Origin of the sequence: Streptomyces sp. NPDC059201 (genome assembly GCF_042754585.1) — a bacterium.
Classification (GTDB): Bacteria; Actinomycetota; Actinomycetes; order Streptomycetales; family Streptomycetaceae; genus Streptomyces.
Genome location: NZ_JBHZBB010000001.1, coordinates 464,407 through 484,986, shown reverse-complemented (window position 1 = coordinate 484,986; position 20,580 = coordinate 464,407). Strand labels below are relative to the sequence as shown.

The 20,580-nt window shown below is 71.3% G+C and carries 19 protein-coding genes; 13 read left to right on the top strand and 6 right to left on the bottom strand.

The annotated features are described in order from the left end of the window. Window positions 1–102: 102 nt before the first annotated feature. Window positions 103–921, top strand: a complete 819-nt coding sequence (locus tag ACFXMG_RS02225; protein ID WP_383813909.1) for an isocitrate lyase/phosphoenolpyruvate mutase family protein — start codon at window positions 103–105, stop codon at window positions 919–921. Here the strand turns inward: ACFXMG_RS02225 and ACFXMG_RS02220 are convergent. Continuing rightward, entirely contained in the window at window positions 893–1,804 is a 912-nt protein-coding gene (locus ACFXMG_RS02220; protein ID WP_383813907.1) for an acyl-CoA thioester hydrolase/BAAT C-terminal domain-containing protein, read from the bottom strand. The genes ACFXMG_RS02225 and ACFXMG_RS02220 overlap by 29 nt on opposite strands. 53 nt (window positions 1,805–1,857) lie before the next feature. On the opposite strand from ACFXMG_RS02220, the gene ACFXMG_RS02215 reads away from it, so the two are divergent. Next, window positions 1,858–2,490 (top strand): SMI1/KNR4 family protein, encoded by a 633-nt coding sequence (locus tag ACFXMG_RS02215; RefSeq protein WP_383813905.1) that lies wholly within the window; start codon window positions 1,858–1,860, stop codon window positions 2,488–2,490. A gap of 43 nt (window positions 2,491–2,533) precedes the next feature. Here ACFXMG_RS02215 and ACFXMG_RS02210 read toward each other — a convergent pair whose 3' ends face one another. From ACFXMG_RS02210 to ACFXMG_RS02200, 3 genes are all read right to left on the bottom strand, one after another. Beyond that, window positions 2,534–2,890, bottom strand: a complete 357-nt coding sequence (locus ACFXMG_RS02210) for a hypothetical protein (protein WP_383813903.1) — start codon at window positions 2,888–2,890, stop codon at window positions 2,534–2,536. A 93-nt stretch (window positions 2,891–2,983) separates the two neighbouring features. Beyond that, window positions 2,984–4,279, bottom strand: coding sequence for a UDP-glucose dehydrogenase family protein (locus ACFXMG_RS02205; protein ID WP_383813901.1), 1,296 nt, complete (start codon window positions 4,277–4,279; stop codon window positions 2,984–2,986). Window positions 4,280–4,436: 157 nt separating this feature from the next. After that, a complete protein-coding gene (locus ACFXMG_RS02200; protein WP_383813899.1) occupies window positions 4,437–6,845 on the bottom strand; it encodes a hypothetical protein in 2,409 nt (802 codons plus the stop codon). Window positions 6,846–6,970: 125 nt separating this feature from the next. Between ACFXMG_RS02200 and ACFXMG_RS02195 the strand changes: the two genes are divergently transcribed. After that, window positions 6,971–7,171 (top strand): hypothetical protein, encoded by a 201-nt coding sequence (locus ACFXMG_RS02195; protein WP_383813897.1) that lies wholly within the window; start codon window positions 6,971–6,973, stop codon window positions 7,169–7,171. An 11-nt stretch (window positions 7,172–7,182) separates the two neighbouring features. On the opposite strand, the gene ACFXMG_RS02190 is transcribed toward ACFXMG_RS02195, so the two are convergent. Both ACFXMG_RS02190 and ACFXMG_RS02185 read right to left on the bottom strand, forming a co-directional pair. Then, window positions 7,183–8,349 (bottom strand): sensor histidine kinase, encoded by a 1,167-nt coding sequence (locus ACFXMG_RS02190; protein ID WP_383813895.1) that lies wholly within the window; start codon window positions 8,347–8,349, stop codon window positions 7,183–7,185. After that, complete coding sequence (locus ACFXMG_RS02185; RefSeq protein ID WP_383813893.1) at window positions 8,346–9,113, bottom strand: response regulator transcription factor; 768 nt, start codon at window positions 9,111–9,113, stop codon at window positions 8,346–8,348. The genes ACFXMG_RS02190 and ACFXMG_RS02185 overlap by 4 nt, the downstream gene beginning before the upstream one ends. Window positions 9,114–9,312: 199 nt before the next feature. Between ACFXMG_RS02185 and ACFXMG_RS02180 the strand changes: the two genes are divergently transcribed. The 10 genes from ACFXMG_RS02180 to ACFXMG_RS02135 all read left to right on the top strand — a co-directional run bounded on the left by ACFXMG_RS02180 (window position 9,313) and on the right by ACFXMG_RS02135 (window position 20,572). After that, complete coding sequence (locus ACFXMG_RS02180) at window positions 9,313–9,849, top strand: hypothetical protein (protein WP_383813891.1); 537 nt, start codon at window positions 9,313–9,315, stop codon at window positions 9,847–9,849. After that, entirely contained in the window at window positions 9,846–10,913 is a 1,068-nt protein-coding gene (locus ACFXMG_RS02175) for a peptidoglycan-binding protein (RefSeq protein WP_383813889.1), read from the top strand. The genes ACFXMG_RS02180 and ACFXMG_RS02175 overlap by 4 nt, the downstream gene beginning before the upstream one ends. After that, on the top strand, window positions 10,910–11,680 hold the full coding sequence (locus ACFXMG_RS02170; protein ID WP_383813887.1) for an ABC transporter ATP-binding protein: 771 nt from the start codon (window positions 10,910–10,912) through the stop codon (window positions 11,678–11,680). The genes ACFXMG_RS02175 and ACFXMG_RS02170 overlap by 4 nt, the downstream gene beginning before the upstream one ends. Further along, window positions 11,677–12,882 (top strand): ABC transporter permease, encoded by a 1,206-nt coding sequence (locus ACFXMG_RS02165; RefSeq protein ID WP_383813886.1) that lies wholly within the window; start codon window positions 11,677–11,679, stop codon window positions 12,880–12,882. The genes ACFXMG_RS02170 and ACFXMG_RS02165 overlap by 4 nt, the downstream gene beginning before the upstream one ends. Before the next feature lie 62 nt (window positions 12,883–12,944). Continuing rightward, window positions 12,945–13,598, top strand: a complete 654-nt coding sequence (locus ACFXMG_RS02160; RefSeq protein ID WP_383813884.1) for a class I SAM-dependent methyltransferase — start codon at window positions 12,945–12,947, stop codon at window positions 13,596–13,598. 261 nt (window positions 13,599–13,859) lie between these two features. Next, window positions 13,860–14,342 (top strand): hypothetical protein, encoded by a 483-nt coding sequence (locus tag ACFXMG_RS02155; RefSeq protein WP_383813882.1) that lies wholly within the window; start codon window positions 13,860–13,862, stop codon window positions 14,340–14,342. 161 nt (window positions 14,343–14,503) lie between these two features. Further along, window positions 14,504–15,079: a hypothetical protein gene (locus ACFXMG_RS02150; protein WP_383813880.1), complete on the top strand. Its 576-nt coding sequence runs from the start codon at window positions 14,504–14,506 to the stop codon at window positions 15,077–15,079. Window positions 15,080–15,472: 393 nt separating this feature from the next. Beyond that, the gene (locus ACFXMG_RS02145) at window positions 15,473–18,259 is read left to right on the top strand and encodes a hypothetical protein (protein WP_383813879.1); all 2,787 of its coding nucleotides are present in this window, start codon (window positions 15,473–15,475) and stop codon (window positions 18,257–18,259) included. Window positions 18,260–18,301: 42 nt separating this feature from the next. Beyond that, a complete protein-coding gene (locus tag ACFXMG_RS02140) occupies window positions 18,302–19,072 on the top strand; it encodes a hypothetical protein (RefSeq protein WP_383813877.1) in 771 nt (256 codons plus the stop codon). A gap of 69 nt (window positions 19,073–19,141) precedes the next feature. Then, the gene (locus ACFXMG_RS02135) at window positions 19,142–20,572 is read left to right on the top strand and encodes a hypothetical protein (protein ID WP_383813876.1); all 1,431 of its coding nucleotides are present in this window, start codon (window positions 19,142–19,144) and stop codon (window positions 20,570–20,572) included. Window positions 20,573–20,580: the final 8 nt, after the last annotated feature.

Below are 20,580 nucleotides of genomic sequence, written 5' to 3'. Positions count from 1 at the left end.
GCCCGCCTCTTGCCCGGAGGGTGTACTCGGGTACCCGCGGCCCTGACCTTGGTGTCGGATTCCTGCCAGACAGGAGACGTGGGGCGTTGCTTGACTGAGTCCATGATCACGAGCCACACGGACAAGACCCTGCTCTTCCGCTCCCTCCACACCTCCGCCCGCCCCCTCGCGCTGGCCAACGCCTGGGACGTGGCCAGCGCCCGCGTCATCGAGACCGCCGGGGCACCCGCGATCGCCACGACCAGCGCCGGGGTCGCCTGGTCGCTCGGTCGTCCGGACGGCGAGACCCTCACTGCCGATCAGGTGGTGGACCTGGTCGCCCGGATCGTCGCGGCGGTCGACGTACCGGTCACCGCCGACATCGAGGGCGGCTACGGGCAGGACGCGGCCGGCGTCGCGGAGACCGTCGCGCGGGTGCTGGAAGCAGGTGCCGTGGGCATCAACATCGAGGACGGCACCCGTCCGCCGGCCGAACTCAGGGCACGGATCGCGGGCGCCAGGGAGGCGGCGGAACGAGCGGGGGTGCCCCTCTTCGTCAACGCCCGTACGGACACCTACCTGTTGGGCCTCGGCGACCCCGCCACCCGACTGGCGGACACCCTGGAGCGGGCGCGCGCATACGTGGACGCCGGCGCCGACGGCATCTTCGTCCCCGGCGTCACCGACCCCGCCACCATCGCGGAACTGGCCGCGGGCATCTCCGTCCCGCTGAACGTCATGGCCGGCCCGGGAGCACCGGACGTCGCCGCACTGGGCGGCCTCGGCGTCGCCCGCGTCAGCCTCGGAGCAGGACTCGCCCAGGCCGCCTACACCGCCACCCGCCACGCCGCGCAGCGGCTGTACGGCACCGGCGACTACCAGCCGCTCGCCGACGCCATCCCCTTCCCCGAACTCAACGGCCTGTTCCCGAACCCTCACTGACAGACCGTGAGACTCGACCATCGCGCGGGCTTCCGCCGTGGAGCGCGTCCAGGATGTGTGGCCAGGCAGCGGCGCCCAGGAGTGCGTCCGCGCCGGGTGTGCCTCCGTACAGGAAGTGCGGGGAGTCCGGCGCCGGGGTCTCTCCCGGAAAGCGCGGCCGGTGGCCGGCATCGGGGCGGGTGATCAGCCGCACCTGTGCCCCGGCCGCGCGCCGGCGTCGCGCGAGCTGTTCGGCGAAAGGCAGGGACGGCCACATCGCGTCGTCGCCGCCCGCGACGAGCAGCAGATCAGCGCGGGCCTTCTCCGCGGGTATCTCCGCAAGGGCGACCCGATGGCCGAAGGCCCTCTCGCTCCTTTCGTACCATCCCCGAAGGGCGACGGGACCGCCCGCCGGTTCCGGCGCAGTCCAGGAGTCGTCCATCGGTACGAACGGAAGCGGCCGCTCCCGCCACGTCCAGGACGATCGGTACGGCAGCAGCCGGCCGTCGTGACCTGGTCCGACGTTGCACCAGACCCGCGAGGTCGGCGACAGTGCGATCACCACGTCCACGCGCGGATCGCGCACGGCGGTGAGCAGCGCGGCTTCAGCGCCTTTGGAGGCGCCGAGGACGCCGATACGGCGGACCCCGCTGTCGTGGAGCAGATCGACCGCGGAAGTGAAGGATTCCAAAGGGACTTCGCAGATCCCCGGAGACTGCCCGGGCCCGCCGAACCACCGGATCGCGAGCGCCGCCACTCCCTGCTCCGCAAGGACACGCGCCCTCTCGCGATCGATCCGCCCGCTGGACCCCGCCAGAACCAGAACGCCGACATCGGCGCCGGCCGCGGGCGTGATCAGAACGCCTTCCCACGGCCTGGTCAACTCACGCTCTCTCAGTGCCACGTGCTCACCCCCTTCTCGTCCTTCGGCCCGCGCCGTCCGGCAGGATGGCGTTCATGGCACAACAGACCCTGCACCCGTCGGAATCCTGGCGCCGGATCGACGCCTGGCTGGCGAGGCACGCGGCGTCCGACTTCGCGCTGCTCAATCCTCCCGCGACACGGGACGACATCCAGCGCGCGGAGCAACTCCTCGGCACTCCGCTGCCCGGCGATCTCGCCGCGTCTCTGCGTTGCCATGACGGCGTGAGCGCCTGGGCGACCTTCCTGCCGGAGCAGTCACCGCTCACGGTGAGCGGCATCGTGGAGCACTGGCAGACCCACATGGATGTCGCGGCCGAGAACGACGGCCTGACCCGTCGCCCCTGGGACGACGAGCCCTGGTGGCACCCCCTGTGGGTTCCCTGGGCGGAGAGCGCCGATGGCGGGGCGCAGGTGATCGACCAGCGTCCCGGCCCGGACGCGGGTCGCATCGGGTGGGCGGGCCACGGGGGTTGCGGCGACTTCACCGATTCCTGGCCCGATCTGGCGAGCCTCCTCGATGCCGTTGCGCATGCGCTGCACGAAGGCGGTGGCGTGCGCGGGCTGTATCCCTACCTCACCGCACAAGGGGGGATCTGGTGGGACGAGGACGGCCAGGAGGAGATCGGCGGTCACCCGCTGAGGAGAGCCCCCATCGGGCTGTCCTGACCTGCCGCCCCCCGAGACGCCCCCGCCGGCAGCCACTACCGGGTCATGGAGTGGGTGGGCGTGGGGGACCGGCCTCTGGCTTTTTCGGTGGGTACTCGATCCGGTCGGGCTGCCAGTACCAGTCCTCTCCCTGGTGGACCGCCCGTCCGGGACGGGGGTTCGGGCCGTCCCGGCCCGCGTGCCAGTGGATGAAGGCGACGACCGCGACGAAGAAGAGCACCATGCCGAGGCCGGTCCACGCCGTCGGATCGCCCTCGGCAAGCCGTGGCACACCCGTGGTCCAGAGGAAGCGCCCGAGCCGCCAGGCCGCCATCACCAGCACGTACGCAAGCCCCAGGATGAACGGCAGGAACACCAGTCCGACAGCCAGGCAGCCCTTGTCCACACCCTTACGACTCATGGCTACCCCCGTATGCCCGCCCGCTCGGTGTCGTCGGGGCGGGGCATACCCTGCCTCGGCCGTCCCGACACCGCAGGCGGGCGGGTGCCCGCGCTACGGCCGTCCGACCGACATGTACGTGAACCCCCACGCCCGCATCCGCGCCGGGTCGAGCAGATTCCGACCGTCGAAGAGGACCGGCCGCCGCATCGTCCGCGCGGCCGCCGCCCAGTCGACGTCCGACAGGTGCGGCCACTCCGTCACGATCACCGCCGCGTCCGCGCCCTCCAGGGCCTCCTGTGGGCTGGCGTACCGGGTTGCGGACGCCCACGGCTGCACGTCGTCAGGGCGGGCCAGGGGGTCCCAGCACCGTACGCTCGCGCCTTCGGCGAGGAGCCGGGAGGCGAGGACCGTCGACGGCGCCTCGCGCATGTCGTCCGTACCCGGCTTGAACGCCATCCCCAGCAGGACGACCTCCCGCCCCGCCAGATCACCGCCCAGGACGTCCTTGAGCTTCTGGACCGCCCGCCGTTTCTGGATGTTGTTCACGTCGATCACGGCGGACAGCAGCATCGGGTGGAAGCCCGTGTTCGACGCGATCTGCCGCAGCGCCTCGGAATCCTTCGGGAAGCACGACCCGCCCCACCCGATCCCCGGGCGCAGGAAGTGCGGGCCGAGCCGGTGGTCCAGCCCCACCGCGCCGAGCACCTTCATCGCGTCCGCCCCCGTGTTCTCGCACAGCGTCGCGATCTCGTTCGCGAAGCTGATCCGGGTCGCGAGCAACGCGTTCGACGCGAGCTTCACCATCTCCGCCGACCGGACGTCCATCACCTCGACCGGCGCGTCGATCCCCGCGTGCAGCCCCGCGACGAGCCCGGCCCCTTCCGGATCGTCACACCCGACGACGATCCTGTCCGGGCCCATGAAGTCCCGCACCGCCCGGCCCTCGGCCGTGAACTCCGGATTCGACACGTACGCGACGCCGCCGAGCCCCGCCTCGTCCAGCAGCGCCCGCGCCCGGGCCCCCGTACCCACCGGCACGGTCGACTTCATCACCACGGCCCTCAGGCTCGCCGCGCCGACCAGGGAGCCGACGACGGACCACACCTTCGACAGATCGGCGTCACCCGACGCCGACGGAGGCGTGTCCACGCAGACATAGGCGACCTCGGCCCCCTCCAGGGCCTCACGAAGGTCGAGCGTGAACCGCAGCCGCTCCTTGTTCCGGGCGATCATGTCGCCCAGGCCCGGCTCGTAGATCGGCACCTCGCCGGCCCGGAGCACCCGCACCTTCTCCGGATCGATGTCACGTACGACGACGTCGTGCCCCAGCTCCGCGAGGCAGGCGCCCGTCACGAGCCCGATGTAGCCCGCGCCGAACACGGCGACCCGTCGATTCCGGAACGTCATAGTGGCCCGTCCAATCCCGGCCGCCGAACGAGCATGCCGAAAGGGGGAGTTACCGCAGAATCCCGCGAAAGGTGGCCCCCACCCTATCCCCGCCGCAGTCCTCACCCGGTGACGCGAGGCCGCCCCCGCCCCCACCCCGCCCCGCTTCACCCCACGGTCATGAGGATTCCCAGCGCGGTGTCGGGGTGCCGTCCGGGTCCAGGCCGTGCGGCCACAGCTTCTCGAAGATTGGCCGGTTCACCCTGCTGCCGCCACGGTCGGCCGCTTCGCGGTAGAGGGCTTCGGCGCCGCGCAGGTCTCCCGTCTCCTCCCGCATCGCGGCCAGCCGCGACAGGGCTTGCGTGTCGCCGAGGTCGGCCGCCTGCCGGTAGAGGGATTCCGCGCGGTCCCGGTCCCCGGCCTCCTTCCGCCGCCGGGCGAGGTCATGCACGGCGAAGTTGTCGTCCAGCCGGGCCGCCCTCAGAGCCAGGGCCTCGGCGGCTTCCTGGTCCCCGGTCTCCTCACGCATCCGGGCGAGGTGGGAGAGGGCGAAGCTGTCGTTGCGGTAGGCGGCTTGCTGGTAGAGGGACTCGACGCCTTCCGGGTCTCCCGCTTCCTCCCGCCGCTGGGCCAGGTAGGACAGGGCGATGCTGTCGCCGTGCAGGGCCGCGTGCCAGTAGAGCGCTTCGGCGCCTTCCTGATCCCCGGCCATCTCCCGTATGACGGCCAGCCGGGACAGGACGAAACGGTCACCGCCGCGCGCCGCTCTCAGGGCCAGGGCTTCGGCGGCTTCCTGGTCCCCGGCCTCTTCCCGTATCCGGGCCAGATGCGACAGGGCTTGCGTGTCGCCGAGGTCGGCCGCTTGCCCGTAGAGGGCTTCGGCGCCCGCGCGATCCCCGGCCTCCTCACGCTCCACGGCCAGACCGAACAGCGTGGGACCGTCGCGGCCGAGGCCGGCCGTTCCCCTGACCAGGGCTTCGGCCTCGGAGCCGTATCGGATACTCGCCTCCCGCGACTGCCGGGCCGGCGCGAGAGCGCTGTCGCGCTTCCTGAAGTCCGCAGCGCGGCGGTTCAGTTGATGGGCCCATTGCAGACGGTGACGCTTCTCGGCCGCCTCGGCGAGGTTGTGGAGGTCGTCGGCGTGGGTGAGGTGGAGGTGGGCGGCGTGCCAGAAGGAGGCGGGCGGGCAGAGGTGTCGGCGGGTGGCCCGGCCGTGTTGTTCGAGGTAGTCGGCGAGCCGGAGGACGGGCCCCGGTCCATGCCCCGACCCCGACCCCGACCCCGGTTCCGGTTCCGTCCTCGCCGTGGAGGGGCGGCGTGCGGGCCGGAGGGTGGTGCGGCGCAGGGGGCTGTGCTTGCCGTGGACGGGTTCGGTGAGTTCGGCGAAGGCCCGTTCCGCCCAGTCGTCGGTGAGGTGGTCGTACTCGGTGTCGGTGAGGTAGTCGATGGCGGCGTCGGTCAGGAAGGCCCGGGGGAGGTGGAGGCCGACGCCGAGGCGACGTGCGTCCATCGCCGCTTCCAGCAGCGCCCGGGCGGCGGGTGTGGCGTGGCGGAGCCGGTCGAGGAGTGCGGGAGCCCCGGCCAGATCCTGGGTCACGCGGCCGTCGGCACCGGCGCGGGTCAGGGCGTCGGCCAGCAGTTCATCGCCGCGCTTGGCGAGCGTGGCAGCCGCGGCCAGAGCCTCGGCGTCGAAGAACTCGGGAAGGGGCGACGTACGACCGGAGAGCAGTTCACGGACGCGGCTGTACGGGTCCGGCCCACCCGGCACGGGCAGTGCCGTGTACCGGTGGGCGTACTCGGGCCACAGGGTGCCGAGCAGGAGGACGGGTCCCCGCTCGGGAGTGACGAGCAGGTGGTGCAGGGCGGCGGCGATCCGCTCGCCGTGGGCCCGGTCGCCGAGGTAGTGCTGGGCCTCGTTCAGCCACACCACCGTGCGCGGGCCCACGCGGCACAGGTCGTCGAGCGCGGCTTCGGCCCGGGTCGGGTCGAAGGGATGCCACAGGTGCCAGCCCTCGGCGGCGAGCGGCTGCACCGCCTCCCAACAGGCCCGCGTCTTACCGGTGGACGACGACCCCACGAGTACGAGCATCCTGCTCCGCCCCGCCGCCGCGTCGTTGACGGCCGCGGCCAGGACACGATCGTGCTCCCGCCGTACGTACCCGGCCAGCGCGCGACCCGGAGCCGTGCCCGGACTGCCCGCGTCCGGCACGGCCGGAGTGACCGGGCCGGCCGGATGCACCTCCAGCGCATGCGGCTCCCACTCCCGGATGGGGCGCCCCGGCCCTGGCGCGTCGACTCCTGCTCCTGCCGCGTCCGCGCCGGAGTCGGCCACCGTCGCCGCTGCGGACCGGCGCAGTCCGAGCATCTCGTCCACGTCGAGGTGCAGGACTCCGGCGAGGGCCGCCACGGTCTGCTCCGACGGCACAGGCCCCCCGTCCCGAAACGCCTCGGACACCGTCGTACGCCCCAACGCGGCCTGCCGCGCCACCTGCGTCTTGGTCCACCGGCGCGTGGCCAGCGCGCTGCCGAGCCGCCTCCGAAGCTCGGCGAGAGCCGCCTTCCCGCCCTGCTGCCCGTCCCCGTCCACGTACGCACTCCCCGGCCCGTGTGGTGTTCGCCGATGTTCATCTTCGCCCGGCGCGCACCACGGCGAACACCGTTTCCGCGACCTTCGATCACGTCAGCATCCCCCCTTCCCACCAGGAGCCTGCCGTGACCCTCACCCTTCCCCTCGTCCTGCTCACGGCCACGCTCGTCGTCGTCATCGCACTCCTGGCAGCGGCCGGCGCGGCCAAGCTGGCGCGCCTGGACGGCGCCACCTACCCCACCGCCCTCACCCGCGCCGCCATCGCCTTCACCACCGTCATCACCCTGGCCACCGCCCTCACCAGTACCTTCACAGGACTCCTGTAGCGGTCGGCATGTCACGGGAACGTGATGGTGATGGTGAGGCCGCCGTCTTCGTTGGCTTGGGCCGTGGGGTCGGCGTGGTGGGCGTGCGCGATGGAGGCGACGATGGCCAGGCCGAGGCCGGCTCCTTCGCCGGGGGTGTGGGTGCGTTCGGTGAGGCGGCGGAACGGTTCGAAGAGCTGGGGGGCGATGGGGGGAGGGATCTTCGCGCCGGTGTTGGAGATGGTGAGTGTCCTGCCGGTTAGGGAGACGTGGACGTGGCCGCCGGGATGGTTGTAGGTGAGGGCGTTGGCGAGCAGATTGCGGACCAGATAGCGCAGCAGGACGGGATCGCCGGTGACGGTGGTCGGCTCCAGGGCGAGGTGGAGGCTGATGTCGTTCTCCCGGGCCTGGTCCGAGAAGCCGGTGGTGACGTCGGCTGTGATCTCGTCGAGCGCGCTCGGTTCCCGTCGCTGAAGGCCCTGGTCGGTGGCGGCGAGCAGGAGTAGGGAGTCGATCAGTTTCTCGCTGGTGTCGGCGGCTTCGAGGAGTTCGCGGCGGATCCACTGGACGCGTTCGGGGTCGGGGTCCGCGAGGCCGATCTCGGCCGCCGCGCGCTGGATCGCGAGCGGGGTACGCAGTTCGTGGGCGGCGTTGGCGGCGAACCGCTGCTGCGCGCTGACGAGCCGCTCCAGGCGTTCCAGCATCGCGTCGAACGTGTCGGCGAGGTCTTTGAGTTCGCCGGGCGGCGCCTTGAGATCGATGCGCTGGTGGAGGTTCTGACCCGAGAGTTTCCGTGCGGTCGCGGTGATGACGCCGACCGGGCGCAGGACCCTGCCCGCCATCCACCAGGCCAGGAAGAGGGAGACGACCGTGTACAGGGCGAAGGCGATGGCGCAGACGGTCAGCAGTCGGCTCAGGGTGGTGGCGGTGATGGCGTCCACGACCACCGTCTGGGCGTAGCGGCCGGCCTGCTCGGACGGGACGAGGTCGCCGGGCGGCGGGGTGGTCGGGGAGACGTGATGGCCGACGGTGGCGTCGGTGAACGCGCCTTGGATACGGCTGTCCAGGCCGTCCTGGACCAGCAGATAGATCACGGCGCTCAGGACACACCCCGCCAGCACCAGCAAGCCCCCGTACAGGGCGGTCAGGCGGGCCCGCTCGGTCGTCGGCCGGAGGCGGCTCGAAAGTCGGCGGATCATGCCCCTGTCTCCCTTCTCTCCCCTGTCTTCCCTGTCTCCCCTGTCTCCCGTGTTTCCCCGGTCTTCCCGGTGGCGGTGGGGCGCTCGTTTTCCGTCCCCCGTCGGCCGGTCGGGATGCGGTAGCCGGCGCCGGGAACGGTCTCGATCACGGCCGGGTCGCCGAGCTTCGCGCGCAGGCGGCTGAGGGTGACGCGTACCGGGTTGGTGTCGTAGCCGGCGCTCTCGTCCCAGACCTTCTCGATGAGGTCCTCGCCGCTGACGACCGCTCCGTCCGCGCGCATCAGCGTCTCGAGGACGGCGAACTCCTTGCGCGACAGGGGCAGCGGTGCGCCGTCCCGGAACGCCTGGCGGCGTGCGGTGTCCAGACTGATGCCGGCGCGCTCGATCACGGGGGGCAGCGCGGGCTGGGCACGCCGTCCGAGGGCGAGGACGCGGGCGAGGAGCTCGTCGTACGCGAACGGCTTGGTCAGGTAGTCGTCCGCGCCGAGGCCGAGGCCCTGGACGCGGTCGGGGACCGTGGTGGAGGCGGTGAGCATCAGCACCCGTGTGAGCAGGCCCTGCGCCACGAGCCGGCGGCAGACCTCGTCCCCGTGCATGCCGGGCAGGTCCCGGTCGAGGACCACCACGTCGTAGTCACCCAACTGGAGCTTGCGCAGCGCGGTCAGACCGTCGAGCGCCACATCGACGGTGATCGCGTCGCGGCGCAGCCCGTCGGCAATCATCGCGGCCAGGAACGCCTTGTCTTCCACTACCAGAACACGCATGTCCCCTGTCTACCTGACCTGCGCCTTTCACCGCTGTTACAGCAGGGCGGCATCGCGGCAGCAGGACAGGCAGGCGGCTGTAAGGGAAATGAAACAGCCCTCCTGGTCACGATGCCCTCGTCCGCAATCAGGCGGGCCACCGACGCGACACGACGCGACGCGAAACGACGCCGCCCCGGTGGCCCCTGCGCGAGGAGACATGACCTTGAGGAATCAGAAGATCGCCCTGGCTTTGATGTCGGCCCTGACCGGGGTGACGCTGTTCGCCACCGGCTGCTCCCAGTCCTCCGACAGCCCCAGGCCGGAGGAATCAGCCACCTCCGCCTCGGACGCCTCGGGCGGCTCGGGCGGGTCCGGTTCGGACACGGCCGGGTTCGACAAGGCGCAGGCGCTGCGCAAGTGCCTGCGGGACAAAGGCGTGGACGTGCCCGACCTTCAGCCGGGTGAGAACCCGTACGCCACGATGCTCACTCCGCCGGAGGGCACGGACCCGGCGAAGTGGTCCAAGGCGCTGGAGGACTGCGGCTCGGGCACGAGCGGCACCGGCGGTGGCGGGGGCGCCGGCGATCAGCAGGCGATGGACCAGCAGGTCAAGATCGCCGAGTGCCTGCGCGGGAAGGGCTTCGACATGCCCGACCCCAAGGCCGGGCCCAACGGTTCCAGCAGCGGGTACAAGATCCCCGACGGCGCGGACCCGGACAAGTTCATCACGGCGCTGAACGAGTGTGCGGCATGAGGCGTACGACCCTGATCGTCTCGGTCATCGCTGCCGCCGCCGTCGTGGCCGGCGGCGGTTTCGCCGCCACCACACTGACCGGACGCGACGCGGCCGACGCCGGGCAGGCGCGGGCGAACCTGCCGGCCGCCACCGAGGCGATCGTCCAGGGCGACCTGGTGAGCACCACCAGCGTGGACGGCACCCTCGGCTACTCGAAGCAGCGCAAGATCAACTCCGGTACCGGCGGCACCCTCACCTGGGTCGCGGCGGGCGGTGCGAAGGTCGGGAGGGACGGGAAGCTGTACGCGGTCGACGGCACGGCGGTCCGCCTGTGGTTCGGCACGGAGCCGATGTACCGGAAGCTGAAGAACGGTGACACCGGTACGGACGTCAAGCAGGTGAAGCAGAACCTGATCGCGCTGGGGTACGGCGCCGGTCTGGCCGCCGACGACAGGTTCACCGACGGCACCACCAAGGGCGTCAAGCGCTGGCAGAAGGACCACGGGCTCAAGCAGACCGGCGAGATCGGTCCGGAGACGGTCGCCTTCGCGTCAGGGCCGGTGAGAGTGGCGGGCGCGGAGGCGTCGGTCGGCGACCGCACCGGTCCGGGGCAGTTGGTGCTGACGACCACCAGCGCCGACAGGGTCGTACAGCTCAAGGTCAAGGTGTCCGAGGCGGCTCTGGCCAAGCCGGACGGCAGGGTGGAGATCCAGCTGCCCGACAACACCACCACCAGCGGCACCATCGCCTCCGTCGGCACCATCGCGAAGAGCGGCGACGGCCCGGACGACAAGACGCCCCGGATCGATGTGACGGTCACCTTCGACGATCCGGAGAAGGTCTCCGGCATCGACCAGGCCCCCGCGACGGTGAAACTGACCGGGCAGACCCGCGAGGGCGTGCTCAGCGTGCCCGTCGGAGCCCTGCTCGCGCTCAAGGACGGTTCCTTCGGCGTCCAGGTCGTCGACGGCGACCAGGTGCGCGAGGTCGGGGTGACGCTCGGCATGTTCGCCCAGGGCCGCGTCGAGATCACCGGGGACGGCCTGAAGGCCGGCATGCGGGTCGGGGTGCCGTCGATATGAACGACACCGCCCACATCCACGGGGCCGCCGGCGGACGCACCGCCCCGGCGGGCCCGGTGGTCGAGCTGGCCGGGGTGACGAAGACGTACCCCGGGGGTGTCCACGCCCTCCAGGGCGTGGACCTGACCGTCGACCGCGGGGAACTCCTCGCGATCGTCGGTCCCTCGGGGTCGGGCAAGTCCACCCTGCTGCACATCGTCGGGACCCTCGACCCCGCCACCACCGGCTCGGTGCACATCGCCGGCCACGACACCGCCGCCCTCACCGACCGGCAGCTGTCCGCGCTGCGGGCCCAGCACATCGGGTTCGTCTTCCAGGCGTTCCACCTGGTGCCCGGCATGAGCGCGCTGGACAACGTCGCCGAGGGCCTGCTCTACTCCGGCCTTCCCCGCCCCCAGCGCCGTCGCCGCGCAGCCGAGGCGCTGGAGCGCGTCGGCCTCGGGGACCGCGCGCGACACCGGCCGCACGAGCTGTCCGGCGGGCAGAAGCAGCGGGTCGCCATCGCCCGCGCCGTCGTCGGCGAGCCCGACCTGCTGCTCGCCGACGAGCCGACCGGCGCCCTGGACACGGCTTCCGGTCAGGCCGTCATGCGGCTCATCCACCAGCTCAACCAGGAGGGCGCCACCATCGCCGTCATCACGCACGACACCGAGATCGCCGACCGTCTGCCCCGCCAGGTCCGCGTCCGCGACGGCCGCGTAGTCCAGGACACCGCCGGTAAGCACATCGCCGGCCCGCGTACGCTCACGGTCGGGCAGGAGCGGTGAGCCGCCGCCGGCCGGACCTCAAACCGGCCCGTCTGAGCCCGCGGGACATCCTGCACACCGGCTCCGCCGGGATGCGCGCCCGTCCCATGCGGATCGTCCTGTCCGCACTCGGCATCGCCATCGGCATCGCGACCATGATCTCCGTGGTGGGCATCTCCGCCTCCAGCAAGGAGCAACTCCTCCAGGAACTCGACAAGCTCGGCACCAACATGCTCGTCATCACCCCCGGCACCGACCTGCTCACCGGCAAGAAGATCCCCCTCGCCGAGGACGCCGCCGGACGGGTGGCCCGCCTCGACGGCGTCGAGCGCACCGGCGCCACCGGCCTGCTGCCGCACACGGTGCGCCGCTCGGAGAAGATCGCCGACACCATCACCGGCGGCATCACCGTCCAGGCCGCGACCGACGACCTGCCGGCCACCCTGCGCGCCACCCTCCACTCAGGGACCTGGCTCAACGCGGCCACCGGCAAGTACCCGGCGGTGGTCCTCGGCGACGTCGCCGCACAGCGCCTGGGCATCACCGCGCCGGGCCAGCAGGTCTACATCAATCGGCAGTACTTCACCGTGATCGGCATCCTCGATCCGCTCCCGCTCGCCCCCGAGATCGCCCGCTCCGCCCTGGTCGGCTGGGAGGTCGCCGCCGGACGGCTCGGCTTCGACGCCCGGCCGACCACCGTCTACGAACGCTCCGCCGACGACAGGGTCAAGGAAGTGCACCAGCTCATCCCACGCGCCGTCGACCCCCAGACACCACGGAACGTCGAGGTCTCCGACCCCTCCGCCTCCCTCCAGGCCAAGGCCGCCACCGAAGGCGCCTTCAGCAGCCTCCTGCTCGGCCTGGGCGGAGTCGCCCTCCTCGTCGGCGGCGTCGGCGTCGCCAACACCATGATCATCTCTGTGCTGGAGCGCCGCCACGAGATCGGCCTGCGCCGCTCCATCGGCGCCACCCGCGGCCAGATCCGCGGCCAGTTCGTCACCGAGTCCCTCCTGCTGTCCACACTCGGCGGCGTAGCCGGCATCCTCCTCGGCGCCGCGGCCACCGCGGTCTACGCCCTGGCCGGCGACATCCCCTGGGTCATCCCCCCATGGGCCGTAGCCGGCGGCTTCGCCGCCACCCTGGCCATAGGCACCCTCGCCGGCCTCTACCCCGCCGTCCGCGCCGCCCGCATCTCCCCAACCCTCGCCCTCCACGCCGCCTAGGCAGAAAGGACACCCCCGCGCGCAGGGCGCACAACCTGCCCCGGACGTCTAGGGTCGCCCGCATGGCTGAGCCCTCCTTCCTGACCGCCGTCCGCGCGTCGTACGACACGGTCGCCGCCGCCTACGTCGAACGCGTACCGCCTCCCGGCGCGATGGATCCGCTGTCACGCGCGATGCTGGCGGGGTTCGCCGAACTGGTGCGGACGGGCGGGCGGGGGCCGGTCGCGGATCTGGGGTGCGGGCCCGGGCGGGTGACGGCGTACCTGGCCGGGCTGGGGGTGTCCGTCTTCGGCGTCGATCTGTCGCCGGAGATGGTCGGGCTGGCCCGGCGCGCCTATCCGGACCTGCGGTTCACCGAGGGGTCGATGACCGCGCTGGAGTTGGATGACGACGAGCTCGGCGGCATCCTGGCCTGGTACTCCACTCATCACACGCCCCCGGAGTGGCTGCCGGAGGTGTTCGCCGAGTTCCATCGCACGCTCGCGCCCGGCGGTCACCTGCTCTGGGGAGACTACGTCGGCGATGAGCGGCTGCGGCCGACCCACGGCTATGGCCGTCCGGTGTCCTACGAGTCGTACCTCCTGCCCCTGGACCACGTGGCCGACCTGCTGGAACAGGCCGGACTCGTCGTCACCGCGCGCCTGGAACAGGAGCCCGGCGGGCTCGCGAACAGGCCGCACGCCTGCCTCGTCGCTCGCAAGCCCGAAACGCCCTGACGCACGGTGCTCGTGCCGGCCCGCCGGCTCCGTCAGCGGCCCAACTGGCCCCCGCCGGCGGGTTCGGCGGGCTCACGCCCCGGTGTGGGGTGGGGGCATGCTGTGCGGATGAGACGGATACGCAGGGTGGGAGCGGCGGCGGCCGGTGTTGTCGCGGTGGTCGTGTGGGTGGCGGGCTGCGGTGGCGGTGGGGGTGGGGAGAGTGAGCGGGTTACGGGGGCGACGGAGGAGCCGGCGGGGCCCTGGGCGGAACTGGAGGCCATGGCCGAGAGGGGCGGCTGGCAGGTCGACGACGAGTCCTCCTCCGTGGCGCGGTACGTGGACCAGTTCTGCCGGCGGATCGCGAAGGAGAGGCTGGAGGAGCAGACGCGGCCGCAGTGGGTGGTCGAGAACGGCTACTTCTGGGAGGACGGGCCGGTGATCCTGGAGGCCGGGGTCCCCATGCTGTGTCCGGAGTGGACCGACGAGGTGACGGCGGCGGCTTCGGGGACGTACGAGCGCTGGTTCACGGCGGGTCAGTACAGGGTGTCCCCGAAACCGACGCGGGAGTTCCGGGAGATCGCGGCTGGTGTGTACCGGGCCGAGAGGCCGCTGCCGGGCTGCTCCTGGAAGCGGGCCGCGAAGGGCGGCGACGTTCTCGACGGGCGGCCCGCCGAGGGTGCCCGCACGGCCACGGTGACGCTCGCCGCTTCCGACCGGGTGTTCATGTCGGCGAACTGCGGGACGTGGAAACCTGTGACGTAGCAGGCGGGGCGACTCAACCGCCGACAGTGTTGTCACTCGCCGGTGGAATATGCGGGGATTCGCCTGCGGACGCTCCGTACCGTACGTCACCGTGGAAGCGAGGGCCGCTGCCGGTGAAAGGCAGCGGCCGTGCCTAGCGGGTGAGATGGGGAGGACCGGTCATGTGGGAGCCGGACGGTGCGGAAGGGCATGTGGGCAAGGTCGGGGTGGTGCTGGAGGACGGCACGGTGCCGGGGCCGGTGTACATCGACATCGGCAGTTCGGGGCACGTCCCCAGCTTCACCGACTGGTGGTACTACAACGGCGCGAACAGCCGGCCGCTCGCGGACCGGATGCGCGCGGTGTGCGCCTGCGGCTGGCACGCCGAGACGTCGTATCCGATCGACTGGAAGCGGGTACCCCGCCGCGAGCCCTACCTGTACGACACCTCGGGACCCGAGCGGGACTGGGAGACCCACACCCGGAAGATCAACGCCGTCGCGGTGCCGCTGCCCGAGGACGTCGCCCGCCTCATCTCCCAGATCCGCGAGCGACTGGACGAGTTCGAGGACTCCGACCCCCTGACCGCCCTGCGGATCGTGGGCGCCCTGGACGCCGTCGTCGAGACCGACGGGCCGTACGCCACCCGCCTTGCCACCCGTAAGCACACCGACGAGGAGATCGCCACGGCGCTCGGCAGCACCGAGAAGGCCCTCGCCGCCCGCCTGCGCCGGTACGACAACACCCGCTATTACTGAAAAACCGGCGCCGCCCCTGTCGTGACCGTGGGGAACCTGTCGGGGCCGCACCTGTCGTGAGGGGTCGTCAGAGGCCGGGCCGTCCGGCGCCCGGCCCGGAGCCGTACCCCCGCCGAACCAAGAATCTTCAAACAATCTTCCACCCTCTTCAGCGGCTTCGACCCGTCCGGTCGCGTGGTCCCCTTGCCGACACGGTTCTAAGCTGGTGTGGGGGACGCCGCCGCAGGCGATGGGAGCAGAAGCCATGGGCGGCAGCAGACAGAACTGCTGCATCTTCGGAACGTACGCGGCGGTCGCCGGTGGTGACCGTCCGGCCGCTGTGCCCGTGCGACGGCTCCAGGCCCCGGGGTGGGCCCCAGGGGGTTGGGATCCGTGTGTGCAGAGGAGCACGTCATGGGCCGGAACGAGGTACGCAAGGGCGGCACGGTACGGAGGCACAGGAACGATCCGGGGCCGCTGCCCGGCCTGCCCCTGAGGCTGGCGCCCGGGGTCGGTGAGCACAGGAGCGCCGGAGGCGTCCTGCGCAGGTACCTCGATCCCGGCGCGACCCTCTTCCGCGCGCCGACCGCGCGCAGGGCCATCAACACCTTCGTACGCGAGCGGGCGAAGGAGCTCGGGACGGAGGGGGCGGATCTCCGCGAGGTCGGTCACGACGAGGGGCCGGCGACGCTGAACGTCCGCTATCAGCAGTTCCACCGGGACGTTCCCATCCGGGGCGCCACCCTCCAGATGGTCGCCGACACCGGGCAGGCCGCCGTGGTGCAGGTCGAGAACGCGACGGAGCTCGACGTCTCCGACGCGCCCGACGTGGGGGAGGCCCGGGCCGCCGACGTCGTCGAGAGGAGCGCCCTGGCCCCCTTCCGTACCGGATACAGCGCCGCCGCGGTCGTCCGCGACGAGCTGGTCTACCTGCGGGACACGGCCAGGCCCCCGCTGCCGGAGGCCGACCGGCCCACCGCCCCGCTCGCGCTCCTGCGGAAGGGGAAGAGGCGGCCGGACGGCAGGCTGCACCTCGTCCACGACCTCGTCGTCGAGACCACCGGGCCCTTCGAGCACTTCCGGGTCGTCGTGGACGCCGTCGACGGGAAGCTGCTCTGGATCGAGGTCGCGGGGAAGTACGTGACGGCGACGCTCAAGGTGTACCTGCCCGACCCGGTGACGGAGTCCGGGAACGGGCTGCTGAATTCCCAGTCCACCCACGACGAGCTGAAGGGGCTTGCCCACGAGGTCCAGACGGAGATCGCGGAGGCCGACGGGCACGGAGACTTCCACCTCGCGGGGGAGTGGTGCTTCTGCACCGACTGGGACGCCCCGGCCGTCGAACAGCCGGTCTCGGAATCGCCCACCTTCGTGTTCGACAGCCATCGCGAGAACCCGGGGTTCCTCAGCGCGAACGCCTACTACTGGACCGACTCCTTCGCCCGCTACCTCCGCGACTTGGGCAACGCGACGCTCAACGCCCGCATGGCCCGCGTCGAGGTCGACCCGCAGGGGGCCCAGAGCACCGACAAGAGCGAGTGGATCGGCACGACGACACCACCGCGGATGCGTTTCGACATGAAGCACGTCCCCGGAGCCGCCGACCTCGGCATCATCGTGCACGAGTACACGCACGGGGTCGTCCAGTGGCTCAGGACCGGCGCCACGGGACCCCTGGAGTACGAGCACAGCATCTGCGACGTCATGGCCGGCGTATACCGCGACCGCTTCAACCCCGCCGGCAACCGGCGGACCGAGACGTTCCCCTTCGACAACAACGTGAAGGACGAGTGGAGCAAGGAGCGACGGCTCGACCTGACCCAGCGCTTCGACGACGCGGGCTTCGCCGGATACGGCCCCGACCTGCGCACCTCCATGCTCGCCTCGGCGCTGTGGCAGTGCTACCTCGGCATGGGCGGATCGTCGAACGACAAGTTCGTCCGGGCGAAGGCGGCCGACAAGATGATCAAGGTGCTCCTCGCGATGGTGCCGCGCCTCGGGCCGGACACCCCGCAGAGCAAGGACAACGCCTTCCACCTGGCCAACATCTGCATCGCCGCGGACGCCGAGGTCCACGGCGGTCTGCACCACAACGTGATGCACGACGCCTTCGTCCGCCAGGGACTCTTCGCCAAACCCGACGTCGACGTGTTCATCGCCGACAGGCCGGGAGACACCGGCGACGAGCCGAGCGGCGGCGACCACGACCCGTTCTGGACCTCGCCCGACATCTGGGTCCGCCACGAGAAGGACGGCGGGAACGAGCACCAGGAACCCATCGTCAACCAGCCGAACTACCTGTACGTGCGCGTGCACAACCGAGGGACGGACGAGGCGCGTGCGGACAGCTTCAAGGTCGAGGCGCGCCGGTGCGCCCCGGGCACCGGCATGACGTGGCCCCAGCACTTCACCCCCATCGCCTCGGAGACGATCCGCGCCGCGATCCCGCCCGGCGGATCGGTGCGCGTCGGACCCTTCCCCTGGACGCCGACCATCGCCGACCACGAGTGCCTCATCGCGTACGTGCACGGTGCGGACGACCCCGCCGTCGTCGCGACCTCGGGTGACCCCGTCGCCCACGACAAGCTCGTCCGCTTCGACAACAACGTGGGTCAGCGCAACGTGTACCCGCGGCCCTCCCTCCTCGGCGGCCAGACCAAGATGACGATCCTGCTCAACGGCGGGCCGACGGCGACCGACTGCGCGTGGGAACTGGACGCCACGGCCATGCCGCCGGACACCCGGATCACCATCAAGACCCTGAACCGCGTCGTCCAGCCCTCCACCCTCAGCAACATCCAGGTGACGGAGACCGGGGAGATCCGGTCCACCCTCCAGATGAACGGCGGGGTCACGGCCGTCCTCGACGGCTTCCCGCTCGCCGCCGAGGACGTGGTGTCGGCCGACGTCACCATCGACTTCGCGCACGAGGCGGTGCACATGCAGCACTACGACCTCGTCGCCACCCAGCTCCAGGACCACCAGGTGGCCGGACGCCTGACGATCGTGATCACCGCGGTCAAGGAGCTGGACGAGTGGTTCTTCGGCAACCGGAAGACCCACGAGGTGCACATCGGCACCTGCTCCTTCTGGAAACTGATGAGCCAGGCGAACAAGGAGCCGTTCCCGCGCATCGATCTGGCCATGGCCCACGGCTACAACGGCTGCGCGTACTGCCTCCCCGAGTTCAACTCCGGCTGACCCGGTCAGCGCTCGACGTACGCGGGAAAGGGTGACAGCGAGATGCCGGCGACGATTCCCTTCACGGACGGACTGATGCTCCGGTACCTCCGGCCGGAGAACGTGAAGGAGCTGCTGCTTCCCGCCGGTGACCCGGAGCTTCGGCGCATGCGGTCGCTGCTGGTCTCCGTCTACGACCCGACCTTCCTCGACATCGCGTCGCTGGAGTCCGTCGAGATCGGCCTGCCGGAGTTCCAGGCAGCCGTCCACGCCTCGCTCGCCGTCCACGGGACGTGGGACAAGTCGATCCCGGCGACCGAACAGGCCCGGGCCACCGTCGAGATCCCGGCGACACCCCCCGTCCAGTGGATCGACATGTCGCTGGAGACCGTCGTCGTGGTGAGAGCCGCCCCGGTCGGCAGCCTGCTCACCTCCGTGGACGCCGACGCCTGGGCGGCCGCCGACGGCGCCGGGGCGCGGGAGGACGCGTACGAGCGCCGCTACCGGCTCCACTACGCCGATCCGGCCGACCCACCCCATCCAGCCGATCCGTCAGCACCGGCCCGCAGCCTCCCGCTGCGGGTGTCGGTGCTGTTCTTCGACCGTCTCGACCTGGTCGACGCGCTGCGCCGGCTCAGCCAGGCCAAACGGGCGGTCGACACGGCGAGCCCGCAGCCGGAGATGCACGACGGCGGCGCCATGCTCGCCTCCAGCGCGTGGCTGGCGGTCTTCCCCGCCACCACGAGTGACGACCCGTCAGAGGCGACCGAGCAGATGGTCGGCGCCCTGCTGGCGACCCAGGGATTCGTCGCCGCCTTCGAGACGGCGCCCTGAGAGTCCGGCGGACCCCGGCCGCGTCCAGCCCCCGGAGAGAGCGGGCGCGTACACGGTGAGGAGCACTCCATGCCGTTCAACTACGTCACTGTCACAGCGAGCAGTGATCTCTTCACACCCGCCACCAGAGCCTTCGGGGACATCCTCGTCATCGGCAAGGGAACCGTCGGGGGCAGGTCCTCGGACCCGCAGTCGTTCTCGTACCCGGGCGAGGCCGTGAAGGCGTACCCGCTGGGGACGACCAAACTGTTGGCCAAGGCCGAGGCGGACGCGAACACGGTCACCGTCGAGGCGCGCTTCCCGGTCGGCACCCAGGTCGCGATCGGGTCGGAGGAGAGCGCCGAGGTCCGCAGGATCACGGCGCTGAACGCCCCGGCGGACGAGAAGGCGGACGAGAAGGCGGACGAGAAGGCGGACGGGAAGGCGGACGAGAAGGCGGACGGGAAGGCGGACGGGAAGGCGGACGGGAAGGCGGACGGGAAGGCGGACGAGAAGGTCGTCTGGACCCTCAACGCGAAGCTGAAGACCGCTCACGAGGTGAACGAGCCGGTGGTCGGGCTGAGCCTCAGCGACCTCGCCGCCGCCATCGCCACGGCCTTCCGGCAGACCCCGCCCCCGACCCGGATCTGGGGCATCGAGGTGAACTCCGGCAATCCGGTCTGGAGCAACGCGTTCACGCAGGCGAAGGACGTCCCGGCACAGATCGTGGTGCTCGCCAACACCCCGCTGAGCGACGACCCGGACACCGAGCACCCCGTCGAACTCCTGGCACAGCACGTCGTCGAGGTCTCCAACACAGGCGGAGACGGCAACGAACGCATCGGGGTCGCCATGCTCGACCCGACGCTGTCCCAGAGCGAGCAGGTCGCGCTGAACAAGGGGGCGATCCACGACAACCGCATGGTCCTCGTCGCCGCCCACTCGTCGGTCAAGGGCGACGTGGCAGCGGCCGTGGCCGGAGTCATCGCGGGCCGCGAACCCCACGTCTCCCTCCTGCTCAAGCCCGTCTCGATCGAGATGCCCGAGCTCTTCACGGCCACCCAGATCGAGAAGTACTACGAGCACTCGATCAACTGGGTGACGAGCCCCGTCATGCTCCCCGGGCACGGCCTCTACCTGGGCGAGGGCCTGACCGCCAGCCCGAGCGGCAACAAGAAGTACATCGACATCGTGCGCACGCTCGACGACATCAGCTTCCGCGTCAAGGCCGCGCTGATCGAAGCCGTCGGAGACCTCCGCATCGACCGCCCGGGCCTGCGCACCGTCGTGACGCTCGTCCAGAGCGTGCTGTCGCCGCTCGTGACCCGCGGCGTCATCGAGGACTACGCCATCCACATACCGCTGCTGGTCCTCCTGGAACGCGAGCGCGCCACCCTGAACGCCGCCGAGCTCAAGCAGATCGGCACGGGGCGGAGCGGCCGCAGCGTCGACATGGAGGTCTCGGTCGTCTACGCGGGCGTGATCCACCAGATCGCCGTCAAGCTGGTTCTCAAGGGTTAAGGAGCGAA